The 16,010-nt window shown below is 60.0% G+C and carries 19 protein-coding genes; 4 read left to right on the forward strand and 15 right to left on the reverse strand.

Going from position 1 to position 16,010, the window contains the following annotated elements; genetic code table 11:
• Positions 1–37: 37 nt before the first annotated feature.
• The 3 genes from groL to ACEW8Q_RS19285 form a co-directional block, all read right to left on the reverse strand.
• Entirely contained in the window at positions 38–1,663 is a 1,626-nt protein-coding gene (gene groL, locus ACEW8Q_RS19275; RefSeq protein ID WP_373505686.1) for a chaperonin GroEL, read from the reverse strand.
• 53 nt (positions 1,664–1,716) lie between these two features.
• On the reverse strand, positions 1,717–2,031 hold the full coding sequence (gene groES, locus ACEW8Q_RS19280) for a co-chaperone GroES (RefSeq protein ID WP_373505687.1): 315 nt from the start codon (positions 2,029–2,031) through the stop codon (positions 1,717–1,719).
• A 199-nt stretch (positions 2,032–2,230) separates the two neighbouring features.
• On the reverse strand, positions 2,231–2,458 hold the full coding sequence (locus tag ACEW8Q_RS19285) for an alpha/beta hydrolase (protein ID WP_373505688.1): 228 nt from the start codon (positions 2,456–2,458) through the stop codon (positions 2,231–2,233).
• A 144-nt stretch (positions 2,459–2,602) separates the two neighbouring features.
• On the opposite strand from ACEW8Q_RS19285, the gene ACEW8Q_RS19290 reads away from it, so the two are divergent.
• Positions 2,603–2,863: a hypothetical protein gene (locus ACEW8Q_RS19290; RefSeq protein ID WP_373505689.1), complete on the forward strand. Its 261-nt coding sequence runs from the start codon at positions 2,603–2,605 to the stop codon at positions 2,861–2,863.
• A gap of 46 nt (positions 2,864–2,909) precedes the next feature.
• Here ACEW8Q_RS19290 and ACEW8Q_RS19295 read toward each other — a convergent pair whose 3' ends face one another.
• From ACEW8Q_RS19295 to ACEW8Q_RS19345, 11 genes are all read right to left on the reverse strand, one after another.
• On the reverse strand, positions 2,910–4,184 hold the full coding sequence (locus ACEW8Q_RS19295) for an FCSD flavin-binding domain-containing protein (protein WP_373505723.1): 1,275 nt from the start codon (positions 4,182–4,184) through the stop codon (positions 2,910–2,912).
• 51 nt (positions 4,185–4,235) lie between these two features.
• A complete protein-coding gene (locus ACEW8Q_RS19300; RefSeq protein ID WP_373505690.1) occupies positions 4,236–4,976 on the reverse strand; it encodes a c-type cytochrome in 741 nt (246 codons plus the stop codon).
• 33 nt (positions 4,977–5,009) lie between these two features.
• Entirely contained in the window at positions 5,010–6,107 is a 1,098-nt protein-coding gene (locus tag ACEW8Q_RS19305) for a c-type cytochrome (RefSeq protein WP_373505691.1), read from the reverse strand.
• A complete protein-coding gene (gene soxC / locus ACEW8Q_RS19310) occupies positions 6,091–7,377 on the reverse strand; it encodes a sulfite dehydrogenase (protein ID WP_373505692.1) in 1,287 nt (428 codons plus the stop codon). Before soxC ends, ACEW8Q_RS19305 begins: the two co-directional genes overlap by 17 nt.
• A 51-nt stretch (positions 7,378–7,428) precedes the next feature.
• Entirely contained in the window at positions 7,429–9,120 is a 1,692-nt protein-coding gene (gene soxB, locus ACEW8Q_RS19315) for a thiosulfohydrolase SoxB (protein ID WP_373505693.1), read from the reverse strand.
• Positions 9,121–9,238: 118 nt separating this feature from the next.
• Complete coding sequence (gene soxA, locus ACEW8Q_RS19320; RefSeq protein WP_373505724.1) at positions 9,239–10,045, reverse strand: sulfur oxidation c-type cytochrome SoxA; 807 nt, start codon at positions 10,043–10,045, stop codon at positions 9,239–9,241.
• A 110-nt stretch (positions 10,046–10,155) separates the two neighbouring features.
• The gene (gene soxZ / locus ACEW8Q_RS19325; protein WP_373505694.1) at positions 10,156–10,482 is read right to left on the reverse strand and encodes a thiosulfate oxidation carrier complex protein SoxZ; all 327 of its coding nucleotides are present in this window, start codon (positions 10,480–10,482) and stop codon (positions 10,156–10,158) included.
• A gap of 22 nt (positions 10,483–10,504) precedes the next feature.
• Positions 10,505–10,960, reverse strand: coding sequence for a thiosulfate oxidation carrier protein SoxY (gene soxY, locus ACEW8Q_RS19330; protein WP_373505725.1), 456 nt, complete (start codon positions 10,958–10,960; stop codon positions 10,505–10,507).
• A gap of 26 nt (positions 10,961–10,986) precedes the next feature.
• A complete protein-coding gene (gene soxX, locus ACEW8Q_RS19335; RefSeq protein WP_373505695.1) occupies positions 10,987–11,448 on the reverse strand; it encodes a sulfur oxidation c-type cytochrome SoxX in 462 nt (153 codons plus the stop codon).
• A gap of 143 nt (positions 11,449–11,591) precedes the next feature.
• Positions 11,592–12,182 carry a SoxW family protein gene (locus tag ACEW8Q_RS19340; RefSeq protein WP_373505696.1) on the reverse strand — a complete coding sequence of 197 codons (591 nt, stop codon included), beginning with the start codon at positions 12,180–12,182 and terminating at the stop codon, positions 11,592–11,594.
• Between the two features lie 18 nt (positions 12,183–12,200).
• Positions 12,201–12,935 (reverse strand): cytochrome c biogenesis CcdA family protein, encoded by a 735-nt coding sequence (locus ACEW8Q_RS19345; protein ID WP_373505697.1) that lies wholly within the window; start codon positions 12,933–12,935, stop codon positions 12,201–12,203.
• A 98-nt stretch (positions 12,936–13,033) separates the two neighbouring features.
• Here ACEW8Q_RS19345 and ACEW8Q_RS19350 point away from each other — a divergent pair, with 98 nt between their 5' ends.
• From ACEW8Q_RS19350 to ACEW8Q_RS19360, 3 genes are all read left to right on the forward strand, one after another.
• Positions 13,034–13,414: a transcriptional regulator gene (locus tag ACEW8Q_RS19350; protein ID WP_373505698.1), complete on the forward strand. Its 381-nt coding sequence runs from the start codon at positions 13,034–13,036 to the stop codon at positions 13,412–13,414.
• Positions 13,415–13,483: 69 nt separating this feature from the next.
• A complete protein-coding gene (locus tag ACEW8Q_RS19355) occupies positions 13,484–13,849 on the forward strand; it encodes an ArsR/SmtB family transcription factor (protein WP_373505699.1) in 366 nt (121 codons plus the stop codon).
• A gap of 58 nt (positions 13,850–13,907) precedes the next feature.
• A complete protein-coding gene (locus ACEW8Q_RS19360) occupies positions 13,908–15,002 on the forward strand; it encodes a YeeE/YedE family protein (protein WP_373505700.1) in 1,095 nt (364 codons plus the stop codon).
• A 9-nt stretch (positions 15,003–15,011) separates the two neighbouring features.
• Here the strand turns inward: ACEW8Q_RS19360 and ACEW8Q_RS19365 are convergent, their stop codons facing one another.
• Entirely contained in the window at positions 15,012–15,962 is a 951-nt protein-coding gene (locus ACEW8Q_RS19365; protein ID WP_373505701.1) for an MBL fold metallo-hydrolase, read from the reverse strand.
• Positions 15,963–16,010 lie beyond the last annotated feature (48 nt).

Consider the following 16,010-nt stretch of genomic DNA (forward strand, 5'->3'; position numbering starts at 1 on the left):
GGAGTGATGTCCCCGCGGCACTCGAGTTGAAGTTGGATCAATAACCCATGCCGCCGCCGGCCATTGATGGCATGGCATCACTGTCTCTGGGGCGCTCGGCGATCATCGCTTCCGTGGTAATCAGGATCGAGGCAACGGAGGCCGCATCCTGAAGTGCTACGCGCACGACCTTGGTCGGATCGATGATGCCGGCCTTGACCATGTCGACATACTCTTCCGTTTGGGCGTTGAAGCCATAGCTGCCGGTCCTTTCAAGCAGCTTTCCAACCACGATCGAGCCCTCGACACCGGCATTCTCCACAATCTGGCGGAGCGGGGACTCGAGTGCGCGCGAGACGACCCTGATGCCGGCCTGGATATCGGCATTGTCGGATGACAGCGCATCAACCGCCTTTTTGGCACGCAGCAGCGCGACGCCGCCGCCCGGAACGATGCCTTCTTCAACGGCTGCGCGCGTTGCGTTCAGTGCATCGTCGACACGGTCCTTGCGTTCCTTGACTTCGATCTCGCTGGCACCGCCGACCTTGATGATGGCAACGCCGCCCGCAAGCTTGGCAAGGCGTTCCTGCAGCTTTTCCTTGTCGTAGTCCGAGGTGGATTCCTCGATCTGCGCCTTGATCTGGCCAATGCGCGACTGGATCTTGTCCTTGTCGCCATGGCCATCCACGATCGTGGTCGTATCCTTGTCGATCCGCACGCGCTTGGCGCGGCCGAGCATTTCAAGCGTCACGTTCTCGAGCTTGATGCCGAGGTCCTCGGACACGACCTGGCCGCCGGTGAGAACGGCCAAATCCTCGAGCATGGACTTGCGGCGATCTCCGAAGCCCGGCGCCTTGACGGCAGCGACCTTGAGGCCGCCACGTAGCTTGTTGACGACAAGCGTTGCTAGTGCTTCGCCTTCGACATCTTCAGAAATGATGACGAGCGGTGCGCCCGCTTTCACCACGGCTTCAAGGATCGGCAACAGTGCTTGCAGGTTTCCAAGTTTCTTCTCGTGCAGGAGGATGTAGGCATCCTCAAGCTCGGCCAACATTTTGTCGGCGTTGGTGATGAAGTAAGGTGAGAGATAGCCGCGGTCGAACTGCATGCCCTCGACGATGTCGAGTTCGGTCTCCATGCTCTTCGCTTCCTCGACGGTGATGACGCCTTCCTTGCCCACCTTGTCCATCGCCTTGGCAATCATCTCGCCGATCTCGCTCTCGCCATTGGCGGAGATCGTGCCGACCTGCTGGATCTCGGTTGATGACGCGATCTTCTTCGACTGGACTTTAAGATCGCCAATCGCCCTCGCTACAGCGAGTTCGATGCCGCGCCGCAGGTCCATGGGGTTCAGTCCAGCAGCCACAGCCTTGGCACCTTCGCGCACGATCGATTGTGCAAGCACGGTTGCCGTTGTTGTGCCGTCGCCCGCCATGTCGTTGGTCTTGGTGGCAACCTGGCGCAGCATCTGGGCACCCATGTTCTCGAACTTGTCCTCAAGCTCGATTTCCTTGGCGACGGTGACGCCGTCCTTGGTGATGCGCGGTGAACCATAAGAACGGTCGATCACCACGTTGCGGCCTTTGGGCCCCAGGGTGACCTTCACCGCGTTGGCGAGAATGTCGACACCGCGCAGCATGCGCTCGCGGGCTTCGCCTGAAAATTTTACGTCCTTGGCAGCCATTATGTGTGTCCTTCAGAAACAGAAAATGAAATGAGGCAGAGAAGACCAAGCGGTCAGGCGGCTTTTCGGGAAGCCGGCTTTCCTTCGAGAACGCCCATGATGTCGCTCTCTTTCATGATGAGGTACTCGGTACCGTCGATCTTGACTTCGGTGCCAGACCACTTGCCGAACAGCACGATGTCACCGGCCTTCACGTCAACCGGGATCATCTTGCCGGACTCATCGCGGCCGCCGGGGCCAATGGCGATGACTTCACCCTGCATGGGCTTCTCCTGGGCGTTCTCGGGGATGATGATCCCGCCCTTGGTCTTGGTGTCTTCTTCGATGCGCTTTACGACGACGCGGTCGTGCAACGGACGGAACTGCATGGGATCATCCTTCAAAAGAATATGGCTTCGCAAGGCACGAGCCTGCGCTGTCAGCGATGGTCGCTGTTCACTGTAATATGTTGGACAAAGACAGATTGGCGCTCGTAGCACGAGAGTGCCAATGCTCTATGCTCAGATGGGCGCTCCAGGTCGAACAAGCAAGAGAAAACGGGAAGGCTGGGCTAAAACCTGGGCGCAATCAGCTCTCACCGTGAAGCGCATGTCGTGCCACACTTTGTGCGCATGCCGGCAGGGGAAGCGTATGTTCAAGGTGATCACCAGCGGCAGTCGCGCTGTTGCCATCATACACATATTCCGAAGCTTGGCCGCGAGAGGCCCATGTGAACAGGACCGGCACGGCGACGACCTTCGAATCATGAACAATCGCGGAACTGCACCTCCCGGTCGGAGCGCGGTTCCTTTCCAAACCTTACAGTAACAGTAGGGTTCTGGATGCAATGATCATATTGCTTGTTGCTTGAACGGCTTCACTGTGTTGAAGAGCAATGATAATTGAGGCAAGTTACTCGCGACGTCCTCCCATGACCATTCGATAATGTTGAAAGAGACCATGCCATACGCCCTTTCCAATCGACTGCTGTCAATGGCTTGTATTTCAGTGCTGTTCACGAACCTGGCACTTGCCGCTCCTGGCATCGACTTCAAAGGCATACCGCTTGGCATGCCGCTGGTTGATTTTCGGATTCTTCAACACCCCGACGGAATCGAGAACACGAAAGTGATCTGCTCAAATGATGAGGACATGAACAGCTACCAGGCCTTTTCCTTCCGCGGAGGTGAGGCATTGTCCGCTGCAGGTGTAGTGAGATGACCTCCCGCCCGAACTGGGCGGAGGGGAGGAGCACGTTGATCCGAAGTCAGCCTCCAAAAATGTCCGACGTGATTCCGGCATACCAGCCGAGCGACTCTTCGTAGGTGGCTTTCCGCACAGCGGCCTCTTCTCCGGTCTGGCTGACGAAGTTGCTGACAGAGGCGATCTTGCCGTCCTTCGGCTCATACTGCGCGCCGACTTTCACGCCGTCGTCCGTCTCGATCAGGCTCCAGCAGGTGTTGGAATAGCGTGCCGGGAAAGCCTTGGAGCCGAGAAGGTCGGCCCGGATGTTCATGGCCGCCACCTTGGCCTGGCTGTTGGCCGAAAAGGCGGACTTCGGCATGTCGCCCGCAATCGCCGCGTCGCCGAGAACGAAGACGTTAGTATCCATGTTCGAGCGCATGGACGTTGCGTCGATGGGGCAGAAGCCCTTGTCATCGGTAAGTCCCGCCGATTGCGCGATGGCGCCTGCCTTCTGTGCCGGAATGATGTTGAGCAGCGCGCCCTCGAAGGTATCGAGATCGGTCTCGACGGTTCCCGCCTTCACGTCGACGGACTTGATGCCGCCATGGACGTCGGGCCCCATCCACTCCACCATGCCGGGGTAGTGGTTCTCCCAGCCTTCCTGGAACAGCCCCTGCTTGGAGAACTTGTCCTTCGGGTCGAGCACGAAGATCTTGCTGTTCCTGTAACCCTTGGCATAGAGCACATGGGCCATCATGGAAATGCGCTCATAGGGCCCGGGCGGGCAGCGGTAGGGATTGGGTGGCGCCACCATCACGATGTTCTCGCCATCCTTCAGGGCATTCAGCTTGCCGTGCAGCAGTTGCGTTTGCGGCCCCGCCTTCCAGGCGTGGGGGGCGATCTCGGCCAACTCTTCCGAGTAGCCCGGAACCGAGTCCCACACGATATCGATGCCTGGCGACACAACGAGGCGGTCGTATGCGATCTTCGAGCCGTCCTGCAGGGTCACTTCCTTCTTGTCACGGTCGACCGCCGTGGCGCGCGAGGTCACCTTGGTGATCCCGTAGTTGGACTGGAGCTTGTCATAACTATGGTTAATCGAGTCGAAGTCGCGGAAGCCACCGAGATAAAGGTTGGAGAAGAAACAGGTGGTGTACTTGTCCAAGGCCTCGATCAGCGTCACGTCGATGGCGCCTTCCGAATCCTTGGCGATGTAGCGCGCCGCCGTGGCGCCTCCGGCACCACCGCCGATCACCACGACTCGTGGCTTGGCCTGGGCGCGGAGATAGGCAGGCATGGCGAGGCTTCCAGCGAAGGCGCCCGCGAGAAGGCCGAAGCGGCGGCGTGAGAGGGTGATCATGATTTTCTCCCGTTGAAATCTGTTATGGTTGGTCACGAAACCGCTTCGTCATTGTGGCGAAAGCGTACCGAAGTATTCGGCGAGCGCGGCAATCTCCTCGTTGCCAAGATTATTGACGCGGAGTTTCATCACCTCGTTGCTGCGGATGTTGACCTTGTATTCAAACAGTGCACGGACGAAGTAATCGCGGGGCACGCCGACGATCGAGGGAATGCCATCGGCGTGGCCCGACACCTGATGGCATGTCACGCACTCGCCAGAGAGATATTCGCCGTAGTCGCGGTCACCCTTGAGGGCGAGCACGATGTCGGCGAAACTTCCCGCCTGATGATCTCCGGAAGACGCGGCGGCTGCGGGATCATCAGCAGGGGAGACGGCGGAGAATGACTCCAGCCACCCGATCAGTGCGTCGCGCTTGTCCGCCTCGGCCATGCCGCGGAAAGACATTCGGTTGCCGGGAATGAAATCGCGCGGACGTTCGAGGTAGAGCTTCAGCATCTCGGCGTTCCACACAAGACCGGAGCCGCCAGCGGCTTTCATGGCGCCGGAATAGTTGAATCCCGGGATCGAGCCTGCCTTCCGGCCCATCAAACCATCCAGATGCGGCCCAACCTTGTGGCGGGCGCCGGGGCCGATGTCGTGGCAAGCCTTGCATTGGCCGAACAATGCCTCGCCGGACAGGTCATCCGCCAATGCAGGTGAAACAAGAAAGGCAGCAACAAACAGGATCGCGGCCAGCCTGGGGAGGAAACAGGCTCCGATCTTCCTTGCTGCGCCGATCTGCTTCACCCGCCTTAAACCTCATGGTTCCGTTGTGCCGGATTACTCGATTGCGCCCTGGCCTTCGCCATCGCTGTCGGGTGTCACGTCAAGCACGAGGGCATGCGCGGTGATCTCGACACTCGGCTTGCAGTCCTTCATGCAAGGCTCCTTCTTTCCCGCGTAATGCGGCTCGGACAGCCGGTCGTCGGGGATGAAGTTGTCGGCGTTTGGAAGCGTGATGCTGGTGAAGTTCTGCTTCGACAGCTCGAATTCCTGATCGGTCACCACGTCGTTCAGATAGAGCACATAGGCGGTAAGGGCATAGACATCGTCATCGCTCAGTGAGCGTGCGCTGCCGAAGGGCATGGCGCGGCGAATGTAGTCATATACTGTCGAGGCATGAGGCCAGTAGGAACCGATGGTTTTTTCGGGCCGCTCGTTCTTCAGGGTATCGTGTCCGCCTGCGAGAACGGGCCAGCGGTCTACGGCCTCGCCGAACTCGCCATGGCAAATAGCGCAATTCTCGACGTAGAGCTCTTCGCCCCGCGCCACGGTGCCCTTGCCTTCGGGAAGGCCGAGGCCGTCCGGGCGGATGTCGATATCCCAGGCGGCGATCTCATCCTCGGTGGCCTTGCGGCCCAGATGGAGCAATCCATGGTCCGGAATTTCTGTATCCGCTGCCGCGGGTGCCGGAGCGGTTTCCGGAGTTGGAGCAGACTCCGCCACTTGTGCCTCAGCAGCTGGAGCTTCGCCAGCACCCGTCACCGCGCCCGGGAAGTCTGCCAGATAGGCGATGACATTTGCGACGTCGGCGTCTTCCTTGAGGCCGGCAAAGGCCATCTTGTTGCCCTTCACGAAGGCCTTGGGATCGTGGAGATATTGCGACACCGTTTCGGCATTCCAGATCAGCCCGCCCGAACCTGCCTCGATCATCGCCTTGGAATACTTGTAGCCCTCGGCTGTGCCTGCTGTGCGGCCGATGACACCATTGAGCTGCGGGCCAACCTTGTGTTTTGCACCTTCGCCGACCGCATGGCAGGCCGTGCACTTCTTGAACACCTTTTCGCCTGCCGCTGCATCGCCCTCGGCCCATGCGGGGGCGGCCGTGAGTGTGATCAAACCCGCTACTGCCAGCGCGCCCTTACGAAACTTCGACATTTTCCGCCGTCCCGTCCTTGCGGACCCACCAGGTCTGGATCCCGTTATTGTGATAGATCGAGTTGCCGCCACGCGCGGCGCGAAGCTCATCCTTGGTCGGCTGCACCAGCCCCTCGCTGTCGATGGCGCGCGATTGCAGCAGCAGTTCAGATCCGTCCCAATCGAACTCGTGATAGAAACGATGCAGCGCCTTTGGCAGGCTCGGCCCGTCAAGGCGTGCGGTCTGCCAGTTCTTTCCTCCGTCGATCGAAACATCGACCCGTGTGATGAGGCCTTGGCCGCGCCCAGACCATGCAAGCCCGGTGATCACGGTGCGGCCCTTGCCGTGGGTGATCGGCGCCTGCGGGCTGGGATTGGTGATGACGGACTTTACGTCCATCTCCCACGTGTGAAGCCGCGCCTTGCCGTTTTCCAGCAGGTCGGTGTACTTCGATGTTTCCTCGCGCTGGGCCCAGGGCTGGTCTCCCACCTCAAGGCGGCGGAGCCATTTCACCCACATGTTGCCTTCCCAGCCCGGAACACACAGGCGCACCGGATAGCCTTGCTCGGGACGCAACGCCTCGCCATTCATCTTGAAGGCGACGAGGCAATCATCCATTGCCTTGTCGAGCGGGATAGAGCGCGTCATGGCGGCAGCATCAGCGCCTTCTGCTAGTATCCACTTGCCTTCGGTCTTCACGCCGGCCTCCTGCAGCAGGTACTTGAGCGGCACGCCCGTATACATCACACAGTGGATCATGCCGTGGGTGAACTGGCAGCCGTTGAGCTGCGACCCCTTCCACTCCATGCCGGTGTTGGCGGCGCATTCGAGGAAGTAGGCCCGGTTCTCGCGCGGGAACCGTTTCAGGTCCTCCATGGTGAAGACCAGCGGCGTGTCGACCAGACCGTGGATCATCAACCGGTGATCGACCGGATTGATTTCCGCCACGCCGCCATGATGGCGCTCGAAGCACACGCCGCTCGGCGTGATGATGCCATCAAGCTCGTGGAGCGGCGTGAAGTTGATGGAGCTCTTGGAGTCCGCTGTGAGCCACGCCACGTTGCGGCGGACCACGTTCTTCTCGAAGGGCGACGGCACGCCATAGGGCATGGCGTCCACGCCTTCGCCGAGGTTGCGATTCCAGTCCTGAATCTCGGTGATCAATGGGTCACCGTCGGCCTGCGCGGCTCCCGTTACGCCTGCAACCGCCACTGCGCTCCCGGCGGCGAGACCCGCCTTCAGAAATCCGCGGCGCGATGACGATGATCCGGTTCTCGTCCTCTCGGTCACCAGCTTCTCCTCAACAACAACTTGCTTGCCTTCATGATGTTTACCTGTCCGCTACATGCCTGTGACCTTGACGGTCTGGTTGCCGGGCATGTTGATGACTTTCTTCTTGGAAATGTAGCTTTCCATAACGTCGTAGATCGCCGGGCCCTCGACGCCTTCGTTGACCGAGGCCCAGCCGGCAACGACATAGTTGCGTGCCGGATCGATGGGTTCGCCGGTCTTGAGGAAGGTCAGATCCGAAATGCGATTGCCGATTTCTTCCTTGGGCGCGCAGGTGTAGCCCATGCCGCCAACGCGGACCATGTCTCCACCCTGCTGGAAGAAGGGGTCCTTGTTGAAGAGGTTGTCGCAGACGTCTTCCATGATCTCCTTGATTTGCGCGCCGGAGAACTCGAGACGGTAGACGGCTGGGTAGCTGATGCCCGTATGGGTGTAGAGATCGTCGACGGTGATGTCCTGACCGGGCAGCAGCGTCGTGCCGAAGCGGAAGCCGGGGCTGAGCGAGATCTCGGCATCCCGCTCCTCGATCAATGCTTCGCAGATCAGGTCGTCCCAGGTGCCGTTGAAATTGCCGCGCCGGTAGAGGAGGGCCTCGGTCTTGCCGAGAACACGGGTCGCATCGGCCTCGAAAGGCGAGCGGACTTCAGCGATTTTGGCAGCCATCTCGGCGTCGGGCTCGATGACATCGGCGAAGACAGGGATGAGTGTCGAGGAATAGCCTGCGACCTTCCCATCTTTCACATCGAGGTCGATGCGGCCGAGGTACTTGCCGTGCGACCCCGACGACAGGACGAGCGTGGTGCCGATTTCGATAGCGCGCGGCACGGCGTCATGGGTATGGCCGGTGAGAATGACATCGATGCCGCTGACGACCGTTGGCAGCTTCTGGTCGACGTCGAAGCCGTTGTGCGACAGGAGCACGACGATCTCCGCGCCATCGGCTCGCGCCTTGTCGACATTTGCCTGCAATACCTCGGGGCGGATGCCGAAGGACCACTTGGGGAACATCCACTTCGGATTGGAAATCGGCGTGTAGGGCATGGCCTGGCCGATGACCGCGACCTTGACGCCGCCCTTCTCGAACATCGCCGTGCTCTCGAAGACCGGTTCGTCCCATTCGGCATCGAAGATGTTGCTGGCGAGGAAGGGATAGCCCATGCCCTCGATGATTTCCTTGACGCGATCCTCGCCGAAGGTGAATTCCCAGTGCCCCACCATTGCATCGGGCTTCAGCAGCTTCATGCAGTCGACGACATCCTGGCCATTGGTCTTGACCGATGTGAACGAGCCTTGCCAAGTGTCACCGCCATCGAGGAAGAGCACCTTGTCGTCGCCGCGTTCGGCACGAATGGCCTTGACCAGCGTCGCCGTGCGATCAAGGCCGCCGAGCTTGCCATAGGCCATGGCCAGGTTCACGTAATCGACCATGGTATGGGCATAGGCATAGGCGCTGCCGGGCTCGATGCCGAAGTGCTTGAGGTAGGCCTCGCCCACCAGATGGGGCGGAATTCCCTCGAAGGCGCCGACGCCGAAATTCTCCGATGGCGGGCGAAAGTAGACTGGCTTCAACTGGGCGTGAATGTCGGTGAGGTGCAGCAGCGTCACCTGACCCTTGCTGTCGAACTTGAGAAGGTCGGATTGCGTGAGCTTCTGCTGTGCGGCAGCGCGGGTTATGCCATTGGAAAATACAGGGAGTGCTGCCGCCACCGCGCCGAACTGCAGGAACTCACGTCTGGAAAACATCACTGAAACCCCAAGTCGAGCAAAACTCTGAAGTGACCGGCCAGCGCTGTGCGCGGCCGGTCCTCACACAGGACTGCGGTGGCCGCCAGGCGGCATCGGTGATGCCACCCGGTTCCAATTACTGACGAACTGACGGAGTCTCGATCGACAACCCCGTACCGCGCCAGGTCACGTAAACCTCAAGCGCCATGAGTTCGTCCGAAAATGCCTTCGGGATCGTTGCACGCGTATCGCGGATGCAGCCGCGGAAGCGGTTGTGCAGCGAATTGATGCCGTCCTTGAGGCGATAGGTGGGGAAGCCGTTGACTTGTCCCTGGCTCAGATGGTCGGCACGGATCATCTTGCCCATGTTGTCTTCATGGCACGTCGCGCAGGACATATTGAGCTGTCCGGTCCGGGTGTAGTAGACGTCCTTGCCCTTTTCCCACCACGACTTCATTGCGCCTGGCTCAAGGTCCACCGACATCGGAAGCCCCAATGACTGATGCTTGATCAGCGCCGTAAGGCCGATCTGCGCCTTGTCGTCGAACTTGTAGGGCTCGGCACCCATGTTCTTTTCGCGGCAGGCATTGATCTGAAGTTCGAGATTGAAGGGCTTGTTCGCCTCGGCATTCCACGTGGGATATTTCGCGCCCACACCCTTCATGCTCTCGGCCACATCGCCATGGCATGAAGCACAGGACTTGCCCGCTGTGCCTTCGACCGCACTCCAGGCCGTAATGCCTTCTTCGACGATCAGCATGCCCGGATTGGAGAAGCTGTCTTCCTGCAGTGCCCGGGTCTCGGCTTCGCGGAACAGCCAGCCTGAAATCACCTCAGGAAAGGGATATCCCTCCGGCGCCTTGGCACGGGTGGAGATTTCCTGACCGTCGATCACAAGCTTCGCATCGATGGGGTCGGCACTCACCATGGCGGCGCCCGACATCGCGATGACCGCCGCTGCTGCGCACGCCGATAAAATTGACTTCTTCACAGGCTGTTCCTCCCAAAAATGATGTGACCGGCCGGCTCTTGGTGTGGCTGGCTCCACACGGCTCACTTCACTTCGATTTTTTCTTCGTGGGCGTAGACCGAGCCGTCATCATCGGCCCAGCTGAACTTGAACGTACCGCTTTCAGGAACCTTGGCATTGAACTCGAAGTAGGGGTTTGCCGAGATCGCCGGATCGATGTCACATTCGAACACCTTCGCGCCGTTGAACTCGCAGGTGAACTTGTTGATGATCTTGCGGGGGATGACCTTGCCATCCTTGTCCTTGCGCTGACCCGATTCCATTTCGTGGCTGATCAGCGTCTTGATCACGATGATCTCGCCGGCCGATGCGGTCTTCGGAACTTTTACGCGGGGTTTTGGGGCTGCCATGTTTGTCTCGTCCTTTTCTCGCTCAGCCGCCGCAGCCGCCGATGGTGACCTTGACCTGCTTCTTGTCCATGAACACGGCACCGTTCTTCATCTTCGCGACGGCGACGACGTTCTGGGTTTTGGCGAGGCGCATGCGGGTCGTCGCATCGGCCTTGCCGCTCATTTCGGTGAAATGAAACGTGATGACAGCGGGGTTGGGATTTCCGTCCGCCAGGATGATGACCGAGTCGACGAGATCGTCGCCAGTCATGGCGCTCTCGACCGAAACCGAAATCGGAACCGTATTGCCGTTTTCGGCAATCTCAGGCGCCGTCAGCGTGATCTTGCCGGCCTCGGGTGCCTTGCCGCCGGTGAACTCCTGTATCATCTTGTCGGTGTCCTCGGCGGAGGCCAAGGCCTCGCGGGATATAACCGGCATCAGCGTGAACACGGCCGCTCCCGCACCAAGGGCCAGCGCCTGTCGTCTTGTTACGTGCATTTCCATCATGCTCCTCTCGGGAATTCTCAGTCTTTCAGCGTGGTGATGTAGGCGAGCACATCCTCGACCTGCTGTGCAGTCAGGACCGTCTTGCCGACGAACTCTTCGCGGACATCCTTTCCGACATCCAGCGAGTAGAAACCGGGCATGGTGGTCTGCTTGCCGAACACTGCCTTGGCATTCACGATGATGGCGCGCAGCTGAGCTGGTTCGTAGCGCGATGCCACTCCGTCGAGCGTGGGGCCGACGTTGCCATGGAAAAGTTCCTTCGACATTGCCTTGTTGGTGTGGCAGGCGAGGCAATTGCCGGCCTTGCCATCCTTGAAGGTTTTTGCGCCGGCCTCGGCATCGCCGGGCTGACCGGTGAGCGAATCCGGGACCGCAAGGTCAGCAATCTTCACGTCACCAGGCGCCACTTCGGCCGCGACGCTGAGGGATGTTCCAGCCAGCGTGGCGATGATCGCAATAGTACTGATAGCCACTCTCATGCGGCACGCTCCTCCCATTTGAAACTCTCCAGTTGTTCCGGATCGGTCTGTTCTGCTTTTTTTGTCAAGCTAACTGCGTTTCGAACTTTCATCAATAGAAAAATATGATTATTTGAATATGAGGTCGGACAGAGCCTGCGGACTTACTCTGCATCGAGCCTGCCGGCGGCGCGCAATTCGTTGATGATGCGGGCGTGATACTTCTGGAAATGTTCGTCGCCCTCGTAGCCTTTCTCCCTCACCCACTTGAACATGTTGAGGAAAGTCCACTTGCCGAAGGCCCCCGGCATGATCGCGACGGCTGCCTGGGCCGCGGTCTTGCCTTGCGGCACCTCTTCGGGGAGGAAGACGATCGTCGGAGTGAAGACGAAGCCCCATTTGCGTGCGGCAGTCTTCTCCGTCAGTGTCTCGCCGTCGAGGTCGGTCACGTCCTCGTCGCCGAACATGTTGTACTGCACCACCTTGAAGTTTGCCTTGATGTAACTGGCGACTTCCGGGTCGGCGAGGATCACCTCATGCATCTTGGCGCAATAGACGCAGCCCCTTTGCTCGAAGACGATGGCCAGCCGCTTGCCTTCTTCATTTGCCGCCGCGATGTCTTCCCTTAGGTCGCGGAAGGTTATCGAGAACCAGTCCTCCTTATGCAGGCCGTCGTCGCCGACGGTCGTGGCGCTGGCCGGAAATGCCGCGAAGGTCAAAGCTGCAAACAGAAGGGCGACAAGTGTCTTGGGCATATCAGTTTCCTTTTCTGGTCAGCCAATCTCGGAGAATGCAGGGAAAGTAAGAAGCAGCCAGTTGGCGATGGCCGACATCTGCCCGGTCATGAACAGGAGGCCTGTCGCCACCAGCAATCCCCCCATCACCCTTTCGACCACCGGCAGGTTCTTCCGGAACCGGGCCGCCCATTTGATGAAGCGGCTGGCAAACAGCGCAGCGATGATGAACGGCACGCCTATGCCGAGCGAATAGGTGGCAAGGAGGCTGGCGCCGCGCAACGCTGTTCCCTCTGACCCGGCGATGAACAAGATGGCCGCGAGGATCGGTCCAACGCAGGGTGTCCAGCCGAAAGCGAAGGCGAGCCCCATCACGTAGGCACCGGCAAGGCCCGCGGGCTTCTTGCCGACATTGACCCGCGCCTCCCGGTAGAGCAGCCCGATGCGGAAAAGCCCCAGGAAATGCAAGCCCATGATGATGATCATGACGCCTGCAATGATCGAAAGGATGTGAAAGTACTGCGCGATGGTTTGACCAATCACGCTGGCCGTCGCTCCAAGCGCCACAAAGACCGTGGTGAAGCCCAGCACGAAGGCGATTGCGGCAAACACGATCCGCCGCTCGCGGGCACGCCCCGCCGATTCGTCCCGCATTTCCTCGAAACTCAGTCCCGCGAGATAGGCGAGGTAGGGCGGCACTATGGGAAGAACACAGGGCGAAATGAACGACAGGAGCCCCGCCAGCAAAGCGCCGGGGTAGGAAACGTCCATCAAGTCAGTCACTCCCATTTGCCGCAGCGGCGCTCAGCGCTTTTCTTTGAAAATATGCAGTCTTTGATATATATTGCAAACTGAATTTTTGGAGCATATGCATGAGAACGATGGCGGGCATGGTTTTGGGCCTCGTGATGTTGGTGCCACTTCCGGCCATGGCAGCGGAACTGGTGATGCTGCACCAGCCCGGCTGCGCCTGGTGCCTTCGCTTCGAGGCCGAGATCGGCGCGGCTTATCCCAAGACGCAGCAGGCTGCGGTAGCGCCGCTCCGCCGCGTCGACATCACAAAGGCCTGGCCGGAGGACCTGCGCGCGGTTGCTCCGGAACGTTTCACGCCGAGCTTCGTACTGGTGCATGATGGACGGGAGGTTTCGCGCATGCGGGGTTATGCCGGCGACCAGTTCTTCTGGTTCTTGCTGGATGAGATGATCGCGAAGCTGCCGCCAGACGCGGCAACCCCTCTCTCACCTGAAGGTTGAACCCGTTACAAAGATGTGCCATCGCAGTCTCCGCAACCTATTCAAAAAGTGCAAATCATCGGTCAAATCATGAGCCTGCCAAGTTTTTCAACCGCCACCGCCAAGGAGAAGCGGGAACTCATTGATCAGGCCCGCAAGGCCAGCGAGATGCTGAAAGCCCTGTCGCATGAAAACCGGTTGCTGATTCTCTGTCTGCTCGCCGAGGGCGAGAAGTCGGTGTCGGAGCTCGAAGACATCATGGATATGCCGCAAGCCGCTGTGTCGCAGCAGCTGGCCCGTCTGCGTTTCGACGGGTTGGTCAATGCCCGCCGCGATGGCCGCAGCATCTATTACTCGATAGCCAGCGAGGAGGTGTCTTCCGTGATCGAAACACTGCACCAGCTATTCTGCCGCCCGCATCGCCCGCCGATCAAGCGCAAGCCCGGCAGTAATTGACCCCGGCTCCACCCAGGCATAGGCTCTCACGCCCCAGTTCATTCCAGGCGAGGTGATCGTGGATATTCTCGGCTGGCAGTGGTTTCCCTTCGCAGGCGGCATCGCCATCGGCGTCATAGCCGGATTTGCGGCACGTTATGCGCATTTCTGCTCGCTGAATGCCATCGAGCGCTGGGCTTATGCCGGCGACAAGAACGGCCTGCGGAGCTGGGCACTCGCCACACTCACGGCCCTTGTTCTCACGCAGGCGATGGTGCTTTCAGGTATCGTCGATGTCTCGCAGTCGTTCTACCTAGCGCCCGTTCTCGGCCTCACAGGCGCCATCGCCGGCGGTCTTATGTTTGGCTATGGCATGGCATTGACCGGCACCTGCAGTTTTGGTGCGCTGGTCCGGCTGGGCGGCGGCAGCCTCAAGTCCCTTGTCGCACTCATCATGATGTCGATTTTCGCGCTTGCTGCCCAGAAGGGCTTGCTGTCGATCTTCCGCGTCATGACGGTTGATGATGTTGCAATCGACCTTGCTCCCGCCCGGAGCCAGTCTATTGGCGATATTATATCCGCCCTGGTGGGCATCGACCTTGCCTTGCCAACTGCTGTGGCTGTTGCGCTGGGTCTTGCGGCCTTCGTCTTCGGCGGCGGCGTTCCGCGCAAGGCGCGAACCAGGATGCTGGCCGGTGCCGTCGTCGGTGTCTGCATCGCAGCCGGATGGCTCGTCACTTCGCTTGCCGCCACGCATGCCTTTGCTCCCGTTCAGATCGAAGCCGGATCCTTTGTCGTGCCGGTGGCCGATACGGTGATGCAGATCATCGCCTATACCGGCGTGCTGCCGGACTATGGCGTGGGCCTCGTGCTGGGTGTTGTTGCAGGCGCCGCCGGCGCGGCCCTGATCCGCCGCGACGTCCGCTGGGAGGCCTGCGACGACGCACGTGAACTGTCGCGCCACATCGCGGGAGCGGCACTCATGGGCGTGGGTGGCGTCATGGCGATGGGATGCACGATAGGGCAGGCCGTATCGGCGTTTTCGGTGCTTGCGATCTCAGCACCCATCGTGGTGGTGTCTATCGTGCTCGGCGCCCGCATGGGGCTTGGCCATCTGCTCGAAGGTTCAAGCTTTGCAATGTTCCAACGCCGTGGCAGGGCACCTGCCGAGTAGTCACTCGGCCTACTCCTCCGGGACGAAGGCGAAGGCTGCGTCCTTGCGTTCGACCCGGCCGATGCCGGGATGCGGCAGATGATAGCCAATGATGCGCGGCTTTTCCGTCGCAAGCCTGTCGAGCAGCGCGGTTCGGGTCTTCGCACCGCGCGGAGCATCCTGGTCAGAACCCGAGTGCCAGTCCGGCTTCTGGAACGAAATCACCGCGTGACTGATGGCATCACCGACGATGAACACCTTATCGCTGCTGCCATGGACCATGAAGGACATGTGCCCGGGCGTATGCCCCGCCGTGTCGACAGCTTCGACTCCGGAGAAGACTTCTTCACCAGCACCGAACAGCACGATCTTCTCCTCGATGGCGGCGAGCCGGGTCTGGGCGCCAACCGCGAAGCTCTTGCGTTCCTCCGGCATGGCCTCGACTGTCCCGGGGTCGCGCCAGAAGTCCCATTCGGCCTTGCCCATCCGGTAGGACGCGTTCGGGAACACCAGTTCGTCCAGGTCATCGAGAACGCCCCACAAGTGATCCGGATGGCCATGGGTAAAGATGACATCCGTTACCTCTGCGGGGTCGATGCTTGCCGCCGAAAGCCCGTCCAGCAACTTTCCTGCAGTCGGCATGAAATTGGAGCCCGATCCCGCATCGAAAATCGCCAGCCGCCCGTCCTTTCGCAGCAACGTGACATTGCAGTCCGGGGCGAAGGCTTCCATCGCCATGCCGTTGGCGTCGAACAGGGTCTTGATCTCCGGTTCGGGAATATCCGGCAGCACGAAACTCAGGGGCAGGTTCAATTGGCCGTCGCTCACCACCGTCACCTCGGCGCCTCCAATGTCGAGTGGCGCAGCCAACGCCCACCGACTCGTCCACGGCATGGTGAGGCTGACACCTGCCAGAGTCAGGAACTTTCGGCGCGACAGCGGCCACAGGTCATTGGCATGCGGATCACGGGTTGCAGGCATCGGTGACTCCCACTAAACATGCAATTATTTGAATGTTAATATCTGATT

The organism is Aestuariivirga sp. (assembly GCF_041738905.1).
GTDB lineage: Bacteria > Pseudomonadota > Alphaproteobacteria > Rhizobiales > Aestuariivirgaceae > Aestuariivirga.

Coding starts and splice junctions, on each gene's coding strand:
- soxA (WP_373505724.1), bottom strand. CDS start 10,045: ATGTCGGGCGCCGCCATGGTGAGTGCCGACCCCATCGATGCGAAGCTT.
- groL (WP_373505686.1), bottom strand. CDS start 1,663: ATGGCTGCCAAGGACGTAAAATTTTCAGGCGAAGCCCGCGAGCGCATG.
- ACEW8Q_RS19350 (WP_373505698.1), top strand. CDS start 13,034: ATGAGAACGATGGCGGGCATGGTTTTGGGCCTCGTGATGTTGGTGCCA.
- groES (WP_373505687.1), bottom strand. CDS start 2,031: ATGCAGTTCCGTCCGTTGCACGACCGCGTCGTCGTAAAGCGCATCGAA.
- soxB (WP_373505693.1), bottom strand. CDS start 9,120: ATGTTTTCCAGACGTGAGTTCCTGCAGTTCGGCGCGGTGGCGGCAGCA.
- ACEW8Q_RS19355 (WP_373505699.1), top strand. CDS start 13,484: ATGAGCCTGCCAAGTTTTTCAACCGCCACCGCCAAGGAGAAGCGGGAA.
- ACEW8Q_RS19340 (WP_373505696.1), bottom strand. CDS start 12,182: ATGCCCAAGACACTTGTCGCCCTTCTGTTTGCAGCTTTGACCTTCGCG.
- soxZ (WP_373505694.1), bottom strand. CDS start 10,482: ATGGCAGCCCCAAAACCCCGCGTAAAAGTTCCGAAGACCGCATCGGCC.
- ACEW8Q_RS19305 (WP_373505691.1), bottom strand. CDS start 6,107: ATGTCGAAGTTTCGTAAGGGCGCGCTGGCAGTAGCGGGTTTGATCACA.
- ACEW8Q_RS19290 (WP_373505689.1), top strand. CDS start 2,603: ATGCCATACGCCCTTTCCAATCGACTGCTGTCAATGGCTTGTATTTCA.
- soxX (WP_373505695.1), bottom strand. CDS start 11,448: ATGAGAGTGGCTATCAGTACTATTGCGATCATCGCCACGCTGGCTGGA.
- soxY (WP_373505725.1), bottom strand. CDS start 10,960: ATGCACGTAACAAGACGACAGGCGCTGGCCCTTGGTGCGGGAGCGGCC.
- ACEW8Q_RS19365 (WP_373505701.1), bottom strand. CDS start 15,962: ATGCCTGCAACCCGTGATCCGCATGCCAATGACCTGTGGCCGCTGTCG.